Raw genomic sequence first — 20155 nt, forward strand, 5'->3', positions numbered from 1 at the left:
TCCGGATTCAACCCGACGGCAGCCTCGGCCAACTCCGCCTCCGCGCGGGCTTTGACTTCCGGTGAGATGCAGCCGGGCACTTTCGCCAGCACCGCGGAGATCACCAGTGCGTGTTCTGCGCCGACGGTCCCGGCCGCCACTGCCGCGGCGGTGGCGGGCTTCCGTGGCGGCAGCGTTTCACCTTGGAAGTTGGAGAACTCGCCGATGGTCTCGGCCATCCGCAGCCGTCGGCCGGCCTCGCGGGTTCCCAGCCGCAGCCCTTGTGACAGGTATTGGTGTGGCTTCAGGTAGCCGGCGGTGCGGTGCGCGTTGCGGTCGGAGACCTCCACCAACAATCTGGACGAAACGCCGTCCCAGCGTCGCCGGATGCGTTCGGCGGTCTGTGTGTGCGCCAACAGGTCCGGTTCGGTCTCCGGCGACAGGGAGGTCTCGGCGAGTTTGACCGCCGCGGCATCGATCAGGGCGAGTAGTTCGGCGGGCCGCGCCGGCAGCGCGCCGGTGGCGACGACAGTGGCGATCGAATCGGTGATCGGATCGGTCATCGCTGTCACCTCCCCCGAGTGTTTCAGCTGTTCACACCATGTTTTCTTGACCTACCAGAACTCTACCAACGGGGTATGACATTGATGATGGTTGGTAGTTCCACGACGGTCGTGACTCCGGGTACGACTGACTCCCTGCTGGGTTGTCCACGAATTGGTCTGTCCGGTCGGTGTGGGGCGTCGAATGTTCACGAGCGGCGGTGGCCATGACCTGATCAGGAGCTTGGCCGGTTGCCTAACCGATGTCTTGTCTGACCGCCGCCGCCCGCCGAGCGCCGTCGCAGTCATCACCTCGGTCGGCGGCGAGCCGGCCGAGGCGAGAGTTCCCGGCGACCTCGGCCGGGTACCGGGCGGTGACTTCGTGCCTCGATGGTCACGACGTCAGTGCCGTCGGGGTGGAATGCACCAGCAGCTACGGGCGGGGAATCACCAGCGTGCTCCAGGCGGCAGGGCTGTCGGTGGCCGAAGTGTACGGCGGCGGCAAGGACAAGAAACGAATCAAGGGGCAAGTCCGACCCGCTTGATGCTGTCGCCGCGGCCCGCGCGGTCCTGGCCGGCGACGGTATCGCGATCCCGAAGGACGAACGCACCAACATGGTCCGCGCCCTGCATCTGACGCAGCGCGGCGCCGGTCCCCGCATCTTCGGGGAAGACCTCGCGTCATCGAGGTCTCCGTGACCTCGGCCCGCGACTCATCCGGCAGCAGCAGTGCCGAACATTCCGGCCGACCCGAGCACGCGCGCGATGTCCATCTCAATCACGACGCGGCGGGGATTCGGCTTCGGAGTCCGGTAGCGAGCCGCGTACCGTGCCTCGGCGTCGGCCACGGAGACCGGATCGCGGCGGACGGTCACCGGACCCTCGAGGGTCAGCCACCGTGGGCCGTCCACGTGCGTCAGCGCCGCGTATCCGCCCCGATCGGCGTTGCGCACCTTCTGCGAGCCCTCGAAGGTGATCACCCGTGCCTTCTGCGCGTCGCCGTCGAAGGTGAAGCCGACTGCCACCACATGCGGCGTTCCGTCGGCTCGGGTGGTCGCCAGCGTCGCGAGGTGGTACTCGGACAGCATCTGGGCGGCTTCGGCGGACAGTTCGGCGACGGTTCGGCTCATGGTCCCCACGGTATCGGCGACGTCGCGCCGTCATCGACCCGGCCGCGTCGCGGTCCGGCAGCACCGGCGATACTGGTCCGGTGGGAACGATCGTGGTCTTCGGTGGACGCAGCGAGATAGGGGTGGCGACGGCGGCGCGCCTGGCCGAGGGAAATCGCGTGGTCCTCGCCGCGCGCCGACCCGACGACCTGGCCGGTGAGACGCAGACATTGCTGTCGGCGGGCGCGACCGCGGTCGACACCGTGGCGTTCGACGCCGACGACATCGCCTCGCATACCGCACTCGTCGAATCGCTGTTCCGCGACGGTGCCCGGGTGGACGTCGCGATCGTGGCGTTCGGGATTCTCGGCGACGCGGCCCGGTCGGAGACCGATGTGGCCCACGCCTTGCAGATCGCCCACACCGACTACTACGCGCAGATAAGCGTGATGACTCCTCTCGCGGTGGCCCTGCGACGCCAGGGGTCGGGCACGATCATCGTGTTCTCGTCGGTCGCCGGTGTCCGCGTGCGCCGCGCGAACTACGTGTACGGCTCCACCAAGGCCGGGCTCGACGGCTTCGCGAGCGGGCTGGCCGACGCGCTGCACGGTTCCGGCGTCCGCCTCCTCCTCGCGCGGCCCGGATTCGTGGTCGGTGCGATGACACGCGAGCTGATGGCCTCCGGAGTCGAGCCCGCTCCCTTCGCCAGGACCGCGGATCAGGTCGCCGACGCCGTCGCCAAGGCCTATCGCAAGGGAAGAGGCGAGGTGTGGATCCCCGGTGTGCTCCGGCCCATCTTCTTCGGCATGCGCCTGCTTCCCCGCCCCGTCTGGCGGAGGCTGCCGCGATGACGGGAGAGTCCGAGGCGAAGCAGCCCGCCCGCTTCGTCGTGGTGGGAATCGGAGCCGACGGATGGAGCGGACTGAGCGCCCGCGCCCGAGCAGCGCTGGACGAGGCGACGACGGTGTACGGTTCGGCGCGCCAACTCGACCTGGTCGCCGAACACCTCACCGCGGACACCGTGCCCTGGCGTTCGCCGATGTCCGAGCACCTGCGCGAAGTGCTGCGCGACAGTTCGGCACATGGCACGATTCACGTGCTGGCCAGCGGTGATCCGATGTTCCACGGCATCGGCTCCACCATCGTCCGACAGGTCGGTCGCGACCGCGTCACCATCGTCCCGGCACCGTCGAGCGTCTCGCTCGCGGCCGCCGAACTGGGCTGGGACCTGGCATCCACCACCATCGTCAGCACAGTCACCGCACCCGCCTCGGCGGTGGTTCCCGAACTCGGCGACGGCATCCGCCTTCTGGTCCTGTCCAGAGACGGCTCCACACCGGCCGAAATCGCGGAGCTGTGCCGGGCGCACGGGTACGGCTGGACCACGATGAGTGTGCTCGAGAATCTCGGAGCCGCGACGCAGGCCGTCCGGACCGGACTGGCTCGCTCATGGGACGACCGCCCGTGCGCGCCACTGAACATCACCGCGCTCGACTGTGTGGGCCCGAGTTCGTCGCACTGCCCGGGACTGCCCGACGAGGCGTACGAGCACGACGGCCAGCTGACGAAACAGACCGTGCGGGCACTCTCTGTCTCGGCCCTGGCTCCCGCCGCCGGACAACTGCTGTGGGACGTCGGCGCGGGCGCCGGAAGCATCGGTATCGAGTGGCTGCGGTGCACGCGCGACGGCCGGGCCGTCGCCTTCGAGGCCGACCGGCTCCGGGCCGCCGCCCTGCGACGCAATGCCGAGAAGCTCGGCGTCGGTCACCGGCTCACGCTGGCCGGCGCGGTGCCCGAGGCGCTGGCCGGAGCCGCCGACCCCGACGCGGTCTTCCTCGGGGGCGGCGTCGACCGCGACGTCCTCGACACCGCCTGGGATGCGCTGATGCCTGGCGGACGCATCGTCGGAAACGCGGTCGCGATCGAGACCCAGCACTTGTTCATCGACGCGCAGGAGCGGTACGGGGGGAGCCTCACCCGCCTGTCCGTGGAACGTGCCGCACCACTGGGCCGCCTCACGGCGTGGCGACCCGCTCTGCCGATCGTCCAATGGGTCGCGGTGAAAGACGACGCCGCGCGGGAGGACACATGACCGTCTACTTCATCGGCGCCGGCCCGGGGGCCGCCGACCTCATCACGGTTCGCGGCGCCGAGATCCTCAGTCGATGCACGGTGTGCCTGTACGCGGGATCGCTGGTGCCGGACGAACTCCTCGGTCGTCTGCCCGACGGTGCCGAGATCGTGAACACCGCGCGAATGCCGTTGACGGAGATCCTGAGCAGACTCGCACGCGCCGACGCCGCCGGTCACGACGTGGCCCGACTCCACTCCGGCGATCTCGCCCTGTACTCGGCGTTGACCGAGCAGCAGCGCGGTCTGCGCGAACTGGGCATCGCCTACGAACTGATTCCCGGGGTGCCCGCGTTCGCGGCGGCGGCGGCCGCCCTCGACACTGAGCTCACCGTCCCGGGAGTGGGGCAGAGTCTGATGGTGACGCGCGTCTCGACGCTCTCGACCGATATGCCGCCGGGGGAGGACCTCGGTTCCCTGGCTCGCAGCGGCGTCACTCTCGCCCTCCACCTCGCCGCACACCGCACCGAGCAGATCGTCGCCGAACTGGCGCCGCACTACGGCGCCGACTGCCCGACGGCGACGGTCGCGTACGCCTCGCGCCCCGATCAGCGGATCGTGCGCTGCCGGCTCGACGAACTGCCCGCGGAACTGTCGGCGGCGCGCATCACCAAGACCGCCGTGATCTTCGTCGGGCGCGTCTTGGACGCCCGGACGCATCCCGCCGGCACCGACAGCTATCTCTACTCGCATGCCCGGATGACGAAGCTGCGTGAGGACCGCCATGCCTGAGCCGTCCGTGCTGATCCTGGGCGGAACCGGCGAGGCGCGCGAACTCGCACGCCTGCTCGATGAGTCCGGTGTTCCGGTCGTCACCTCCCTCGCGGGCAGAGTCGCCGATCCGCGTCTGCCGGTCGGTGGGGTGCGCGTCGGCGGCTTCGGCGGCGTCGACGGTCTCGCCGCGTGGATCGGCGAGGCCGCAATAACCGCGATCGTCGACGCGACGCACCCGTTCGCCGCCAGAATCACGCCGAACGCCGTCGCGGCGGCGGAACGGACCGGGGTCGGATATCTGCGCCTCGCACGACCGCCGTGGTCACCCGGGGCCGGCGAGCGCTGGACGCGCGTGCCCGACATCGCCGCCGCCGCGACCGCGGTCGCCGAGAGGGGCGGGAGCCGGGTATTCCTCACCACCGGAAGACAGGACGTGTCCGAGTTCGCGGAGATCGACGACGCGTGGTTCCTGATTCGGGTGGTGGATCCGCCCGAGGGGCCGCTGCCGCCGCATCACCGGGTTCTCCGCTCCCGCGGCCCGTACCGTCTCGCCGATGAGACGGCGCTGCTGCGCGAGCACCGCATCGACGTGCTGGTCACGAAGAACAGCGGGGGAGAGATGACCGTCGCCAAACTCCGCGCCGCCGCGCGGCTCGGTGTCGAGGTGATCGTCGTCGACCGTCCCGCGGAACCCGACGGGATCGCGCGCGTCGACACCCCGAGCGAGGCCCTCGACTGGCTGTCCGGGCCGGCCGGCCGAGGAGAGATCCGCTAGGCGTAGCGCCGCGGGGTGTACACGAGGTCGCCGCCCGGCCTGCGGGCGAGGGTGGTCATCGACGAGCCGATGATCAACAGCGTGCGCATGTCGACTGTCGCCGGATCGAAGTCCGCGGCCGTGGTCACCGTCAGGCGCTGTCCCGGGCCGCCCACGTCACGGCCCGCGATCACCACGCGGTCGGCCGGAACCAGTTCGGTCAGGAGTTCCTTGAGACGTTTGATCTGCTCCACGCGTTTCGGCGACGCCGGATTGTAGATCGCGATCACCAGGTCGGCGGCGATCGCGTGCCGGAGCCGCTCCTCGATGACCGATCCGGGCTTGAGCAGGTTCGACAGGGAGATCACGGCGAAGTCGTGGCCGATCGGCGCACCGACAGCGGCCGCCACCGCGTGCGCGGCGCTCACCCCCGGCGTCACTCGCACCGGCACATGCGCCCACCGTTCCTCCGCAGCAGCCTCCGCCACCGCAGTCGCCATGGCGAACACCCCCGGATCGCCCGACGACACGACGGCCACCCTGGCGCCGCGCGAGGCCAGGTCGAGGGCGAACTCCGCGCGTTCGGCCTCGACTCGATTGTCACTGGCGTGGACCCGCTGTCCGGGGCGCGCCACCACCCGGTTCAGGTAGGTCTTGTATCCGACGAAATCGGTCGCCGCCGCCAACTCCGCGGCCACCTGCGGCGTCGTCTGGTCCACCGGTCCGGGACCGAGGCCGACCACCACCACTTCACCGCGCGGACGGTCGCCTCCCGCGGCGAGCGGATTGTTGCGTCGCCCGGGTACCACGATCAGGGAGAAATAGGGCACCGACGACGGGTCGACGTCGGCCACGCGCTCCACGCGCTGGCGGTCGGTGGACGCCCTTTCGACGTACCAGGCCTCGTCGAGACGCCCGGCGGCGGCCAGAGCGTCGCGCACCTTCACGAAGGTGCGGCCGAGTTTCATGATCGCCAAGGCCTCGCCGGACCGGAAATGCGCGATCAGCTCGCCGGCCTCGGCGGTTCCGGGCAGGACCGTCAGCGTCTCCTCGCCTTCGACGAGCGGGATGCCGAGCGCCGCGGACGCCGCATTCACCGACGTCACCCCGGGAATGATCTGCGCCTCGAACCGGTCGACGAGCCGCTTGTGCATGTGCATGTACGAGCTGAAGAACAGCGGGTCGCCCTCGGCGAGCAGCGCCACATCGCGTCCGGCGGCCAGGTGCCCGGCGAGGAGTTCGGCACTCTCGGCGTAGAAGTCGGCCATCGCGCCCGCGTAGCCGCCGGGATGATCGGTGGTCTCCACGGTGAGCGGGTACATCAGCCGTTCTTCGATCTGGCCTTCGCGCAGATACGGTTCCGCGACCGAGCGGGCAATCGAATTACCGTGCCGTGCACAGTGATACGCGATCACGTCGGCCTCGCCGATGATCCGCGCAGCCTTCACCGTCACCAGTTCGGAGTCGCCCGGCCCCAGGCCGACACCCCACAGTTTTCCGTTCACAGCGGAGTCCGCTCCCGTCGTCGACATCACCGGACCGCTCATTCCGCCGTGCTCGCGAGAGCGTTGACCGCGGCCGCGGTGATCGCCGAGCCGCCGCGTCGGCCGGTGACGGTGATGAACTCCAGATCAGTGCGTTCGGCGAGCGCCGCACATGATTCGGCGGCCCCGACGAAGCCCACCGGTGCGCCGACGATCGCGGCCGGACGAGGCCAGCCCTGGTCGATCAGGTCGAGGAGCGCGAACAACGCGGTGGGAGCGTTGCCGATCGCGACCACGGCGCGGTCCAGGTCGTCGCGCCAGTACTGCAGCGCCGCGGCGGTCCGAGTGTTGCCGATCCGCTCGGCGAGATCGGCGATCCCCGGCTCCTTGAGGTGACAGCGGACCGCATTGTCGGCGGGAAGCCGCAGCCGCGTGATACCCGACGCGACCATGTTGGTGTCGCAGAGGATCGGCCCGCCCGCTGCCAAGGCGGCGCGAGCGGCCGTCACCACTCCCGGGGTCGCCACCACGTCGTCGGTGAGGTCGGTCTGTCCGGACGCGTGGATCATCCGGACCACCACCGGCTCGAGGTCGGCGGGAAAGCCCGTCAGATCGGATTCGGCGCGGATCATGGCAAACGACTGACGGTAGATCTCGGCTCCGTCGCGGACATACTCGGTCATGGTGTGCCCAAGATTACGCACCCGAGGCGGCGGCGGTGGACCCGGTACGGCCCCGCGCCGTGCCGGTGAGAATCAGCCGCCCGGGACGCGACGGTCGGTGCGGTAGCCGTCGCCCGTGGCGATCCGCCGGACGTGCGGACCGTTCGGGGATCCGCACCCGCGGTCGCAGCCGAGCCAATGCTCGCGTTCGCGACCGGGCGCCGCATCCGGGGCACCGAGGTGCGCGAGCAGGTCGCCGCGGACGTCGGCATGCGACCGACCGCATCCGGGCGAGCCGGTGCATGCGCTGAATCTCGTCCACGGACTGGCCGAATCGAAGATGAACCCGAGCGGGGCGAGCACGCGCACCACGGTCTCGGCCACGGCCTCGGTGAGGTCGGGAATCAGGATCTCGCGCTCGGGCGTGATGAGGATCGGCGTGCCGATGGCGGCGGCGAACTGCGCCTGCCGTGCCGAGAGCCGGCCGAACTCGGTGACGGCACCGAGCAGCACCCGTCCGTCCGATTGCTCGAACCATCCGACGATGGGCTCTCGGACGTCCGGCCGGCCGCCATTCGCGGAGGCCGCGGCTTCGGTCGGTGCCAGACGCCCGAAGCCCGCCACGGCGTCCGACACCGCAGCGCGGGCCCGATCGTCGAGTTCCCGGATCCGCCACTCGTCGGCACGGTGCTCGTGGAACGACGCCGCGGCGGCGACCATCGCGGCGGGCAGTTCGGGCAGCGGCACCACCCGGCCGGTCGGGACGCCGCCGAGATGGATCGCCGCCTCGTCGGGACTCACGGCCGCGCCGAGCACGTCGACGTCGCGGACCGTGACGTCACCGCGGCCGTCGTCGAAGCCGAACCAGAACCGGCCCGAGAGGTCGCGGGTCCACTGATGCCGATGCAGTTCGGCCTCCAGTTCGCGAGCAGCGGGCCGGACATCGGCCAGACCGCCGATCCGACCGCTCAGAGGCGACACCACGATGTTCCGGACGCGGTCGTGAGCCCGGTCGGTGGCGAGTCCGGCCGCCAGGATGCGGTCGGCGAAGGCGTCCACGCGGTCGTCGGCGATCCCGCGCACCTGCAGGTTCGCGCGGACGGTGATCTCGATGTGGCCGTCGCCGAACTCCTCGGCGGCCAGGGCCAGCGCCTCCAGCGCGGCCGGTTCCACCTGCCCGCCCGACAACCGGATCCGGGCCAGCCGGCCGTCGTCGGCCGGATGGGTGCGGAAGACGCCGGGACAGCGGTCGGCGGGTTTGTTCACCCCTCCAGGATATGGCCTACAGTGAAGCCCAGCCTGCCCGCGCGGAAGCCGGTTCGAGTCCGGCACGGTCGCGCCACTGTGTGGGACACCGCCCGCCACTGCCGGCGTGTGTCCTGAGTCAGACCCGCAGCGTCAGGCGACCTTCGGTCCACCGGGCCGATGTGACCGTACGACGCCGGGCGCGCACTCCCGGCGAGGAGTATCACCGTGATCACCCTGTTCTCCACTTCCGACACCGACCTGCGCACGGCCGCCACCTGCGGTGCCGACTTCCGGGTCGCGAATCCGGCCCGCACGCTGATCGACGATCTGCCCGGCCTGCTCGACGGCGCCGACCTGGTGGTCGTCCGGCTGCTCGGCGGAAAGCAGGTGTGGGAGGACGGGCTGGCAGCGGTCCTCGCCGGCCGGGCGCCGGTGGTCGTGCTGTCGGGGGAGCACAATCCGGATCCGGATCTGATGGCACTGTCGACGGTGCCGGCCGGCGTCGCCGCGCAGGCGCACGCGTACTTCGTGGCCGGCGGCCGCGAGAACCTCCTCGCGGTGCACAACTTCCTCTCCGACACCGTGCTGCTCACCGGGCTCGGCTTCGACAGCCCGACGCAGACACCGGACTGGGGGGTACTCGAGCGGCCGGCGGCCGCCGTCCCGGACGACGCGCCCGCGGTGGCGGTGCTGTACTACCGCGCCCAGCATCTCGCGGGCAACACCGACTACGTCGCCGCCCTCTGCGATGCGATCGAGGCCCACGGGGCCCGCGCCACCGGAGTCTTCTGCGCCTCCCTGCGCAGCGCACCCGATGAACTGATCGAGCATTTCGCCGAATACGACGCGCTCGTGGTGACGGTGCTGGCCGCGGGCGGGTCGACGCCGGCGCTCGCCTCGGCCGGCGGCGACGACGAATCCTGGAACGTCGAGCGCCTCGCCGCGCTCGACATCCCGATCCTGCAGGGGCTCTGCTCCACCAGTTCCCGGTCCGACTGGGCAGCCAACGACGACGGTCTGACCCCACTCGACGTCGCCAGCCAGGTGGCCGTGCCCGAGTTCGACGGCCGCATCATCACCGCACCCTTCTCCTTCAAGGAATTCGACGACAACGGGCTCCCGTTCTACGCACCCGACCCCGAACGATGCGCGCGCGTCGCCGGCATCGCCGTCGCCCATGCGCGGCTGCGGCACGTGACACCGGCGGAGAAGAAGGTGGCCCTGCTGCTGTCGGCGTACCCCACCAAGCACGCCCGCATCGGCAACGCGGTCGGTCTCGACACACCGCGCAGCCTGGTCGGAGTGCTGCGCGCCCTCCGGGATGCGGGCTACGACATCGGTCCGGCCGGCGGCGACGCGGCCGTCCCGGGCTTGGGATCACGGCCCGACGACGACGATCCGGACGCCCTGATGCACGCGCTGATCGACGCCGGCGGGCAGGACGCCGACTGGCTCACCGAGGAGGCGCTCGCGGCGAACCCGATCCGCGTCGGCGCCGCCGACTACTCGCGGTGGTTCCAGACGCTGCCGGAGCAGTTGCGCTCCGACGTCGTCGAGCACTGGGGTCCGCCTCCGGGCGAACTGTTCGTGGACCGCTCTCACGACCCCGACGGCGAGATCGTGATCGCTGCGATGGTCTTCGGGAACATCGTGCTGCTGGTGCAGCCGCCCCGCGGGTTCGGTGAGAACCCGGTCGCGATCTACCACGATCCGGACCTTCCGCCCTCGCACCACTATCTCGCCAGCTACCGGTGGCTCGCGTCGCGACCCGATCGGGACGGCTGGGGCTTCGGAGCCGACGCCGTGGTGCACATCGGAAAACACGGCAATCTGGAGTGGCTGCCCGGCAAGATGGTGGCGCTCTCGGCCGATTGCGGCACCGACGCGGCGCTGGGCGATCTGCCGCTGATCTACCCGTTCCTCGTCAACGACCCCGGCGAGGGAACGCAGGCCAAGCGGCGCGCGCACGCGGTCCTGGTGGATCACCTCATCCCGCCGATGGCGCGAGCCGAGACGTACGGCGACATCAACCGTCTCGAGCAACTGCTCGACGAGCACGCCAACATCTCGGCGCTCGACCCGGCCAAACTCCCCGCCATCCGGCAACAGATCTGGACACTGCTGACCGCGGCCAAGATGGACCAGGACCTCGGGCTCTCCGAGCGGCCCGACGAGGACGTCTTCGACGACATGCTGCTGCACGTGGACGGATGGCTCTGCGAGATCAAGGACGCCTCCATCCGCGACGGCCTGCACGTCCTCGGGCAGGCGCCAGACGGCGAGATGGAGATCGACCTCGTGCTCGCGATGCTGCGCGCCCGCCAGCTCTGGGGCGGCTCGCAGACGCTGCCCGGACTGCGCGAGGCCCTCGGACTCACCGAGAACGCCTCGGCGCGCGGGGAGGTCGACCGAGTGGAGGCGACAGCCAGGCGATTGGTCAGCACCTGCGCCGAGGGGGGCTGGACCCCCGAGGCCGTCGCGGCCGCGGCCGACGGCCAACCCGACGACGTGCACCGGATCCTGGCCTTCGCCGGGGACGAGGTGATCCCGCGACTGCGCCAGACCACGTGCGAGACGGACCGGGTCCTGCATGCGCTCGCCGGCGGGTTCATCCCGGCCGGTCCGAGCGGATCGCCGCTGCGAGGCCTGATCAACGTGCTCCCCACGGGTCGCAACTTCTACTCCGTCGACCCGAAGGCCGTCCCGTCGCAGCTGGCCGCCGAGACCGGTCGGGCGATGGCTGATTCGCTTCTCGAACGCTATCTCGCCGACCACGGCGAGTACCCGGAGTCCGTCGGGCTCTCGGTGTGGGGGACCAGCGCCATGCGTACCTCCGGCGACGACATCGGGGAGGTCCTGGCGCTGCTGGGCGTCACGCCGGTGTGGGACGAGGGCTCGCGCCGCGTGGTCGATCTGGAGCTCGTGCCGCTCGCCGAACTCGGCCGCCCGAGGATCGACGTGACGGTGCGGATCTCCGGCTTCTTCCGCGACGCGTTCTCCCACGTCGTGGCGATGATGGACGATGCCGTGCAGCTCGCGGCCGACGCCGACGAGCCGGACGAGCAGAATTACGTCGCCGCGCACGCTCGGGCCGCGATCGCCGAACACGGGGACGCCCGCCGCGCCACCACGCGCGTCTTCGGCTCGCGGCCCGGCACGTACGGCGCCGGCCTGTTGCAGCTCATCGACTCCAAGCAGTGGCGCACCGACGAGGACTTGGCCGCGGTCTACACCGAGTGGGGCGGCTATGCCTACGGCCGCGGTCTCGACGGAGTCGCCGCCGTCGAGGACATGCGGGCCGCGTACCGACGCATCGCGGTGGCGGCGAAGAACACCGACACCCGCGAACACGACATCGCCGATTCGGACGACTACTTCCAGTACCACGGCGGGATGGTCGCCACCGTGCGGGCGCTCACCGGCACCGCACCGGAGGCCTACATCGGCGATTCCACGCGCCCGGACTCGGTACGCACCCGCACCCTGCACGAAGAGACCTCCCGCGTGTTCCGCGCTCGGGTGGTCAACCCGCGCTGGCTCGCGGCAATGCGCAGGCACGGATACAAGGGGGCCTTCGAGATGGCCGCCACCGTCGACTACCTCTTCGGATACGACGCCACCACCGATGTGGTGGCCGACTGGATGTACCAGCAGCTCACCGAGCAGTACGTGCTCGACGAGACCAACCGCGAGTTCCTCGATGCGGCCAACCCCTGGGCCCTGCACGGCATCACCGAAAGGCTTCTCGAGGCGGTGGAGCGGAAGATGTGGCACGAGCCACCCGCCGACATGCTGACCGAACTCCGCCGCGTGTACCTCGAAGCCGAGGGCGACATCGAGGCGCGCTCGGAACAGGAGTGAGCCGCCTGCGCCGAGGTCGCTGAGCAGCGGGGGAGCAAAACCGGGTCCTCGTTCGTTGAACTCTGTGTGAGCGCCGGTGACTGCACCGGCGCAGAGAGGACCTGACATGCGATACCTGTTCGTCGGCTATGTGATCGCCGAGATCGCGGCCTTCTGGGCGATGGCGCACTTCCTCGGATTCGCCTGGGCATTCCTCATCACCGTGCTCGCCGCCGGCGTGGGGTTCGCGGTGCTCGGGCGCCGAGCCCGCACCTTGGGCACCGACATGCGCAAGGCGATGCGGAACGAGATCGGCGCGGGCCGCCCGATCACCGACTCCGCTCTGTTCGCGGTCACCGCCACGCTCATGATCCTTCCCGGGATCGTGTCGACGATCGTCGGACTGTTGCTGATGACTCCGCCGGCGCGCCGCCTGCTGCGACCGGTGGTCGCCGCCACCGCTGCCCGCAGAGCCACGGCGATGGCCGGCCGGATGACGGTGATCGACCTCGGGGGCCGGCCCGCCGGCGGCCGAGGCTTCGGGTTCGGCGGGCACGGTTACGTCGACGGGACGGTCGAAGGCGTGGTCGTGGACACCACGGTGCGCAACCCGGACGGCTCGGTTCACGCCGACCTACCGTCGCTGCCGCCGACCCGCCGCGACTGAGTAGTCCGTCACCTTGGCGAACCGCGACCGGCGCGGCAGAAGACCCGTCTGGGAGAATGACGGCGTGACGACGCAGCTGCTCCTCGGAGGCATGGTCTACTCCTCGCCGGCGGTACCCGACGCCACCGCGATGGCGGTGACCGACGGGACGGTCGTATGGGTAGGGACCGACGACGTCGGCCGGGCCCTGCACCCGGACGCGCACGTGATCGATCTGCAGGGACGGTTCGTCAGCCCCGCGTTCGTCGACTGCCATGTTCATCTCACCGACACCGGCATCGCGCTCGGCGGCCTCAACCTGTCCGGAGCCGCCAGCCGCTCGGAATGCCTGCGGATGCTGGCCGAGTACCTCTCCGAGCACGATGAGGACCTCGTCTGGGGGCTCGGCTGGGACGCATCGGCGTGGTCGAGTGACGAGCCGGGCCAGGACTCGCCGCCGACCACGTCCGACCTCGACGCCGTCGCCGGCGGCCGCGCCGTGTACCTCGCCCGGATCGATGAGCATTCGGCCGCGGCGTCGTCGGGGCTGCGCCGCCTGGTTCCGGGACTCGAGTCCGAGCACGGGTACTCGCCCGAACAGCCGCTCGTCGCGGACGCGCACCACCGGGTCCGCACCACAGCGCGCAATCTGATCGGTGCCACCGCGCGCAGGCGCGCCCAGTTGCGGGCCCTCGACCACGCGGCCGCCCGCGGTGTGGTCGCCGTCCACGAGAACGGCGGCCCCGACATCAGCGGGCTCGACGACTTCCGGTCGCTCGCCGACCTCGACCACGGGGTCGGCGTGCGGCGGTACTGGGGCGAGGCGGCGTCGTGCGTCGACGAGGTGCGGCACATCCTCGACCGCACCGGGGCCGATGCCATCGGCGGCGACCTGTTCGTCGACGGCGCGCTCGGCTCCCACACCGCCTGGCTGTGCGAGCCCTACAGCGACTGGTCGAGCACCAGCGGTGTCAGCTACCTCTCCGAGCAGGTGATCCTCGATCACCTGCGCGCCACCACCGAGGCCCGCGTGCAGGCCGGCTTCCACATGATCGGTGACGCCGCCGCGGCCGCCGTCGCTCAGGCGATGGAGGTGTTGGCGGCCGAACTCGGCACACCGGCCCTGGCGCGGTGCGTTCACCGTCTCGAACACGCGGAGATGGTCACCCGCGCCCAGGCCGAGATCTTCGCCCGGTGCGGCGCCGTCGCGAGCATGCAGCCGCTGTTCGACGCCGCATGGGGAGGCACCGAGGATCTGTACGCCACGCGCCTCGGCGATCGGGGTACCGGGTTGAACGATTTCGCGATGCTGGCGAAGGCCGGAGTGTCCCTCGCCTTCTCCAGCGACTCCCCGGTGTGCGACATCGACCCGTGGTCCACCGTCCGGGCCGCGGCGCACCATCGCACGGCCTCGAGTTCGATCTCGCCGCGCGCCGCCTTCGCGGCGTGCACCCGGGGCGGCTGGCGCGCCGGCGGGGTCAACGACGGCCTCACCGGAACGCTGGTCCCCGGTGCGCCCGCGCACTACGCCGTGTGGGAGGTGGACGAACTCGTGGTCGCAGCGGCCACCGAGAACGTGCAGCGGTGGTCCACCGATCCGCGCTCGCGGGTGCCGGCCCTGCCGGATGTGGCACCGGGAGCTCGACTGCCCGAGTGCGTCGAGACCGTCGCCGGAGGCCGGACCATCTTCCGTCGCGCGTGACCGCCGTCCGTTGGTGGCAGCGGGTCCCGGTCGCCGCGGCGGCCGGCGGCCTGATGTACGCGTCGTTTCCGCCTCTGCACCATGTGTGGTGGCTGGCGCCCGTCTCACTGGGGCTGCTGTACGCCGTCATGACGGTCGGCCGCCCGTCGGTGAAGAGCTGCGCTGGGTCCGGCTTCGTCTTCGGCCTCGCCTTCTTCGTCCCGCTGCTGCCGTGGATCGGGGAGTACGTCGGACCACTGCCGTGGCTCGCGCTCGCCGCCGTGATGGCCGGCTATCTCGCGCTCTTCGGCGCTCTTGCGGCGGTCACCATGCGGCTGCGCGCGCGGCCGCTGTGGTTCGCACTCAGCTGGGTCACCGTCGAAGCCGTCCGCTCCGCCTTCCCCTTCGGGGGCTTTCCCTGGGGGCGTACCGCCTTCAGCCAGGTGGACGGCTGGTACCTGCCGCTCACGTCGGTGATCGGCGTTCCCGGCGTCGCCTTCGTGATCGCGCTCACCGGGGCCTCCGCGGTGGAGGTCATCGGCAGGCTCCTGCATCGACCGACCAGGACCGCCCGATCGGCGGGTGCCGCTCTGGCGATCGCGGCGGTGGTCGTGCCCCTGGCCGCCGGTGCGGCGCTGTCGCGCATCGGAAGCCCGCTGACGTCGCCGGCCGGCACCAGCGACATCGCCGCCGTGCAGGGAAACGTGCCGAGACTGGGCCTCGATTTCGACACCCAGCGCCGCGCCGTCCTCGACAATCACGTCCGGGAGACGCTCGGGCTCGCCGCCGAGATCGACTCCGGCCGGCGCAGCAGGCCCGACCTGGTGCTGTGGCCGGAGAACGCGGCCGACGCGCCTCCGACGGTGTACCGGGACTCCGCCGAGAGCATCCGGGCGGCCGTCACGGCGGTGGGCGCCCCGGTGGCCTTCGGCACCTGGATTCCCCTCGACGGCGGCGGCACCACCAATACCGTGCTGCTCTGGGGCGAACACGGCGGATTCGCCGACGACCAGCCCTCGGGACGGTACGACAAGCACATCGTCCAGCCCTTCGGCGAATACCTCCCGTGGCGCAGCTTCTTCCGGATCTTCTCGTCGTACGCCGATCGAGCCGGCGACTTCCGGCCGGGCACGGGACCCGCGGTCCTCACCGCGCACACCCGTCACGGAGACGTGGTGATGGGCGTGTCGACCTGCTGGGAGGTGGCTTTCGACCGCGCACCCGCGCAATCGGTTCGCGAAGGCGCACAGATCCTGTTCGTGCCGACCAACAATGCGACCTTCGGCAAGACCGACATGACCTACCAGCAGCTGGCGATGTCGCAGGTCCGTGCCGTGGAGACGGGTCGCAGCGTCGTCGTGGCGGCCACCAGCGGAGTCAGCGCGCTCATCGCGCCGGACGGTTCGCTGATCGCCGAGAGCGAGATCTTCACACCCGACGTCCTGCAGGCCCGCATGGAGTTGCGGTCCGGGCAGACCCTCGCCGTCAGGCTCGGCCCCTGGCCGCAGCGGCTCGCGATCCTCGCCACGGTGGTGGCATTTTTGTACGCGCTGCGCGGACGCATTAGCCTCGATGTGTTCGCCGGTCGGAGGGGACCGGCCACGAAGAAGGAGCACGATGGCCAGCAGGCAACCTGAATCGCGCATCGTCGGGGCGAACGGCGAGGGCGCCCTCGTGGTGATCCCGACCTTCAACGAGCGCGAGAACCTGCCACACATCGTCGGTCGCCTGTTGACCGCTCAGCAGGGCATTCACGTGCTGGTGGTCGACGACTCCAGCCCGGACGGCACGGGCGAGGTCGCCGACCGGCTCGCAGCGGACGACCCGGCGGCCCGCATTCACGTCATGCATCGCACCGTCAAGGACGGTCTGGGCAAGGCCTATCTGGCCGGATTCGCGTGGGGTCTGGAGCGTGACTACGCGGTCATCGTCGAGATGGACGCCGACGGCAGTCACGCTCCCGAGCAGTTGTTCCGGCTGCTGGAGGGCATCAATGAGGGCGCCGACCTGGTGATCGGTTCGCGATACGTTCCCGGCGGCGAGCTGGTGAACTGGCCCAAGCGCCGCGAGCTCCTCTCCAAGGGCGCCAACACGTATGCGCGGCTGGCGCTCGGCGCCAAGGTCAAAGACATCACCGCCGGTTACCGCGCTTTCCGCCGAGAGGTGCTGGAGAAGATCGGTCTCGATCAGGTGGAGTCGGCGGGCTACTGCTTCCAGATCGACCTCGCGTGGCGCTCGCTGCAGAACGGCTTCACGATCCGTGAGGTGCCGATCACCTTCACCGAACGCGAGATCGGCGAGTCGAAGATGGACGGCGGCGTGATCGCGGAATCGTTCCTCAACGTCGCCCGGTGGGGAATCCGCGGCCGCCTCGACAGGCTCCGCGGACGCTAGTATTCGGCACGGGCTCGCACCCGGAAACGAATCAGCCCCCGGAGAATCGATTTCTCCGGGGGCTGACGTCGTATTGCGTCGCGGTTATGCCGAGCCGCCGCGCCGGCGCTGCTTGAGCAGGTCCAGACGCTCGGCCAGCAGCACCTCGAGTTCCTCTTCGGAGCGGCGCTCCAGGAGCATGTCCCAGTGCGTGCGCGGCGGCTTGCCCTTCTTCTCCTCGGGCACGCCGCCTTCGAGGAGCTTGCCCTCCATGCCGTTCTTGCACGGCCACGTCGCGGGGATCTCCGCATCGTCGGCGAACGGGATGTCGAAGATCTCACCGTTGTCGGTGCGGTACTGGACGAGCCGACGCGGCGCGAGGTCGTGATCACGGTCGGTCTCGTAGCTCACCGCCCCGAGCCGGCTACCACGCAGGACTCGATCAGCCATGAAGTCTTCCTCTCAAACGGTCGGGTGACGGTGTCCATTCTACGCGGTCCACGACGTGGACGGCGTTCCACGGTACCGTCGTGATGTGTCCGAATCCCCGGCTCCCGAAAGCCCTGCGAACGAACCGCAGTCTCGTCGCCGCCCGTACGCATGCGCCTGGTGCGGTCGTCAGATGGTGGATTCGGAGCGGGGGCGCAGACGCAAGTACTGCAAGCGGTCGTGCCGGCAGCGCGCCTACGAACAGAGAACGCTCCTCGAGGGCACCTCTATTCCCGAGGATGCGATCATCCTCAGCCACGCGGAGGCCGAAGACCTCGGAGACCGGATGTTCGCGCTCCGCTGCGCTGCGGAGGACTTGTCGACCGCACTCGGGGAGAAGGCCGATCGTCAGACGCTGACCGACCTGGCCGCCGAGGTCCTGCGGCTGGCGAGTGAGGCCGAACGGTTGCGTTGATCGCCGGCTGCCGAGCCGGGAGAGGCAGGTCACGGACTTCCGGAGCCGGCGGCGCGCGCGAACGCCGTTAAGATCGTCAGAGTGAACGACGAACGGCGCGACGACTCGGCCCCCGACGTCGTCTCCGTGCGTCCTCTTCACCGGGCGGGGGAACTGCTCGCGCGCACCGATGAGAGCCAGGCGGCTGTTCGGGCCGCTCAGATCGCGCGCAGGCTCGCGCCGGTGGACGGCCGACTCCCGTCCGGCGACCGCACCTCCGACCGGGTCGCCCGCCTCCTCAACGACGTGCGGCCCGACCGTCCCAGCGCGATCCGGGAACTCGGTCTGGCCTCGGTGGCCGTCTGGCAGTCGCTCATCGAACGCAGACGCCCCGACCCGGCCGGTCCGATCCCGGCCACGATTCTCTTCACCGACCTCGTCGGCTTCTCGTCCTGGGCGCTGCGCGCCGGAGACGACCAGGTGCTGGAGTTGTTGACCGCCGTCAACGCTGCGTGCGAGGAGGTGATCAGGGCGCACGGCGGCCAGGTGGTGAAAACGCTCGGCGACGGCACGATGGCAGTCTTCCTCGATCCGGGGGAGGCTATCGCCGCAGCTCACGAGGCGGTGGGTGCGGTGAGCGCGATCGTAGTCGGCGGCTTCCGGCCGGCTCTGCGCGCCGGGCTGCACACCGGCACCCCGCGAGCGGTCGGTTCGGATTTCCTCGGTGTGGACGTGAACATCGCGGCGCGGGTCTGCGATGCGGCGGGCGGTGGCGAGGTGTATGCGAGCGAGTCCGCCCTCGACCAGCTCGATCCCGATGACTATGTGCTCCGCCGCAAGCGGTTCAAGGCCAAGGGCGTACCGCGCGAACTCCAGGTGTTCCGCGTCGTTCCGCGGTACTGACGATGCCCTTCGACGACGACGAGCTGGAAGAGTTCTACCGGCGCATCGAATCGCGGACCGCGGCGGCGAATGCGCGTCCGCGCAAGCGCAGGCGCCAGGTGCCCCGCGTGCAGTTCGCCTGTCCGACGCCGGAGAAGATCGCCTATCCGTCGCAGGCGGCGGTGACCGGCGCGATCCTGGCGGTGGCTCGCAACTCTCGAGGTCGCCCCAGCCTTCGGTCATACGAATGTGTGTGCGGCGCATGGCATCTCACGAGTGCCATACCCCGCCCGCCGGGCAGCCGGTGATCCGGGTGCCCGGCGACGGCGTCACTGCCCGCGGAAGTTCGGCGGACGCTTCTCGAAGACGGCGGTGACCGCCTCGGTGAGATCGTCGCTCGGCAGGAAGGCCGCGTTCCACGCCGCGACGTAGCGGAGGCTGTCGTCGACGCGCGCGCTCCGGCTGTGATCGAGGACATCCTTGACGCCCTGCACTACGAGGGGAGCGTTGGCCGCGATCTCGGCCGCGATCCCCCGCGCGGCGGCAAGGGTGGCGTCCTTGTCGTCGTACACGTCGCTGACGAGACCGATCTTCTCTGCGCGAGCGGCATCGATGTCCTTGCCGGTCAGCGCGAGTTCACGGGTGTGACCTTCGCCGATGATCAGCGGCAGCCGGGCGAGCGAGCCCATGTCCGCGACGATGGCGACCTTGACTTCGCGCACGCTGAACTTCGCGTCGGCGCTGGCCACCCGGATGTCGGCGGCGCTGATCAGGTCGACGGCACCGCCGATGCACCAGCCCGAGATCGCGGCGACGACCGGCTTGCGGCAGTCGGCGACGGCGTCGATGGCCCGCTGCATGCGCTTGATGGTGTGGTGGAACTCAGTGCGCGGACCGGCCTTCGCATCCGGGGCCAGCACCTTGCCGAAGTCGCCCATCATCGCGGGCAGGTCGAGGCCGAACGAGAAGTGCTTGCCCGATCCGGAGAGCACCACTGCGCGCACATCCGGGTCCGCGTCGATCGCCTCGAACAGCGGGGCGGACTCGGCCCAGAAGTCGGGGCCCTGAGCGTTGCCCTTGCTGGGGCCGATGAGCGTCACCTCGGCGACGTGATCGGCGACGGTCACCTCGAACGCCTTGTAGGGATGCGTCCGGTATGCGGGGGAGTCCGTGAGAGTCTTGTCCTGAGTCACGGACCCGATGCTACCCACCCGGGGTTACTCATGAG

Annotated in this window: 19 protein-coding genes and 1 riboswitch; of the genes, 12 read left to right on the top strand and 7 right to left on the bottom strand. The window is 70.3% G+C overall.

Annotated elements, in window-relative coordinates; translation table 11 throughout:
- A partial coding sequence (locus Y710_RS15365) for a DUF222 domain-containing protein (RefSeq protein WP_156479456.1) occupies positions 1–542 on the bottom strand: 542 nt, incomplete at its 3' end.
- 692 nt (positions 543–1234) lie between these two features.
- A complete protein-coding gene (locus Y710_RS15370; protein ID WP_006894947.1) occupies positions 1235–1651 on the bottom strand; it encodes a TIGR03618 family F420-dependent PPOX class oxidoreductase in 417 nt (138 codons plus the stop codon).
- Positions 1652–1743: 92 nt separating this feature from the next.
- Here Y710_RS15370 and Y710_RS15375 point away from each other — a divergent pair, with 92 nt between their 5' ends.
- Genes Y710_RS15375 through Y710_RS15390 form a run of 4 tightly spaced genes read left to right on the top strand, consistent with a single transcriptional unit; the run spans position 1744 to position 5249 of the window.
- Positions 1744–2481: a decaprenylphospho-beta-D-erythro-pentofuranosid-2-ulose 2-reductase gene (locus Y710_RS15375; protein ID WP_006894948.1), complete on the top strand. Its 738-nt coding sequence runs from the start codon at positions 1744–1746 to the stop codon at positions 2479–2481.
- Positions 2478–3722, top strand: a complete 1245-nt coding sequence (locus tag Y710_RS15380) for a bifunctional cobalt-precorrin-7 (C(5))-methyltransferase/cobalt-precorrin-6B (C(15))-methyltransferase (RefSeq protein WP_045537378.1) — start codon at positions 2478–2480, stop codon at positions 3720–3722. The genes Y710_RS15375 and Y710_RS15380 overlap by 4 nt, the downstream gene beginning before the upstream one ends.
- Positions 3719–4492: a precorrin-4 C(11)-methyltransferase gene (cobM, locus tag Y710_RS15385; protein WP_006894951.1), complete on the top strand. Its 774-nt coding sequence runs from the start codon at positions 3719–3721 to the stop codon at positions 4490–4492. Before Y710_RS15380 ends, cobM begins: the two co-directional genes overlap by 4 nt.
- Positions 4485–5249 carry a cobalt-precorrin-6A reductase gene (locus Y710_RS15390; protein ID WP_062367843.1) on the top strand — a complete coding sequence of 255 codons (765 nt, stop codon included), beginning with the start codon at positions 4485–4487 and terminating at the stop codon, positions 5247–5249. Before cobM ends, Y710_RS15390 begins: the two co-directional genes overlap by 8 nt.
- On the opposite strand, the gene Y710_RS15395 is transcribed toward Y710_RS15390, so the two are convergent.
- From Y710_RS15395 to cobG, 3 genes are all read right to left on the bottom strand, one after another.
- Complete coding sequence (locus Y710_RS15395; RefSeq protein ID WP_062367863.1) at positions 5246–6760, bottom strand: precorrin-2 C(20)-methyltransferase; 1515 nt, start codon at positions 6758–6760, stop codon at positions 5246–5248. The genes Y710_RS15390 and Y710_RS15395 overlap by 4 nt on opposite strands.
- 11 nt (positions 6761–6771) lie before the next feature.
- Positions 6772–7395, bottom strand: a complete 624-nt coding sequence (locus Y710_RS15400; protein ID WP_006894954.1) for a precorrin-8X methylmutase — start codon at positions 7393–7395, stop codon at positions 6772–6774.
- 72 nt (positions 7396–7467) lie between these two features.
- Positions 7468–8640, bottom strand: a complete 1173-nt coding sequence (cobG, locus tag Y710_RS15405; RefSeq protein WP_045537372.1) for a precorrin-3B synthase — start codon at positions 8638–8640, stop codon at positions 7468–7470.
- A gap of 43 nt (positions 8641–8683) precedes the next feature.
- A riboswitch (cobalamin riboswitch) is annotated at positions 8684–8764 on the top strand.
- Between the two features lie 83 nt (positions 8765–8847).
- Here cobG and cobN point away from each other — a divergent pair.
- The 5 genes from cobN (at position 8848) to Y710_RS15430 (ending at position 17183) form a co-directional block, all read left to right on the top strand.
- Entirely contained in the window at positions 8848–12483 is a 3636-nt protein-coding gene (cobN, locus tag Y710_RS15410; protein WP_062367844.1) for a cobaltochelatase subunit CobN, read from the top strand.
- 106 nt (positions 12484–12589) lie between these two features.
- The gene (locus tag Y710_RS15415; RefSeq protein WP_045537368.1) at positions 12590–13129 is read left to right on the top strand and encodes an FxsA family protein; all 540 of its coding nucleotides are present in this window, start codon (positions 12590–12592) and stop codon (positions 13127–13129) included.
- Between the two features lie 64 nt (positions 13130–13193).
- On the top strand, positions 13194–14810 hold the full coding sequence (locus Y710_RS15420; protein ID WP_062367845.1) for an amidohydrolase: 1617 nt from the start codon (positions 13194–13196) through the stop codon (positions 14808–14810).
- 53 nt (positions 14811–14863) lie between these two features.
- Positions 14864–16426, top strand: coding sequence for an apolipoprotein N-acyltransferase (lnt, locus tag Y710_RS15425; RefSeq protein ID WP_231650054.1), 1563 nt, complete (start codon positions 14864–14866; stop codon positions 16424–16426).
- Positions 16407–17183 (top strand): polyprenol monophosphomannose synthase, encoded by a 777-nt coding sequence (locus Y710_RS15430; RefSeq protein ID WP_045537362.1) that lies wholly within the window; start codon positions 16407–16409, stop codon positions 17181–17183. Before lnt ends, Y710_RS15430 begins: the two co-directional genes overlap by 20 nt.
- An 84-nt stretch (positions 17184–17267) precedes the next feature.
- Here Y710_RS15430 and Y710_RS15435 read toward each other — a convergent pair whose 3' ends face one another.
- Entirely contained in the window at positions 17268–17612 is a 345-nt protein-coding gene (locus Y710_RS15435; RefSeq protein ID WP_006894962.1) for an RNA polymerase-binding protein RbpA, read from the bottom strand.
- A gap of 172 nt (positions 17613–17784) precedes the next feature.
- On the opposite strand from Y710_RS15435, the gene Y710_RS15440 reads away from it, so the two are divergent.
- From Y710_RS15440 to Y710_RS15450, 3 genes are all read left to right on the top strand, one after another.
- A complete protein-coding gene (locus Y710_RS15440; protein WP_006894965.1) occupies positions 17785–18066 on the top strand; it encodes a hypothetical protein in 282 nt (93 codons plus the stop codon).
- A gap of 81 nt (positions 18067–18147) precedes the next feature.
- Positions 18148–18948, top strand: a complete 801-nt coding sequence (locus Y710_RS15445; RefSeq protein WP_006894967.1) for an adenylate/guanylate cyclase domain-containing protein — start codon at positions 18148–18150, stop codon at positions 18946–18948.
- 2 nt (positions 18949–18950) lie between these two features.
- Positions 18951–19235, top strand: coding sequence for a hypothetical protein (locus Y710_RS15450; RefSeq protein ID WP_006894968.1), 285 nt, complete (start codon positions 18951–18953; stop codon positions 19233–19235).
- Between the two features lie 21 nt (positions 19236–19256).
- Here the strand turns inward: Y710_RS15450 and Y710_RS15455 are convergent, their stop codons facing one another.
- Positions 19257–20120, bottom strand: coding sequence for a crotonase/enoyl-CoA hydratase family protein (locus tag Y710_RS15455; protein ID WP_051999595.1), 864 nt, complete (start codon positions 20118–20120; stop codon positions 19257–19259).
- Positions 20121–20155 lie beyond the last annotated feature (35 nt).

Source organism: Gordonia sp. QH-12, assembly GCF_001578675.1.
Classification (GTDB): domain Bacteria; phylum Actinomycetota; class Actinomycetes; order Mycobacteriales; family Mycobacteriaceae; genus Gordonia; species Gordonia sihwensis.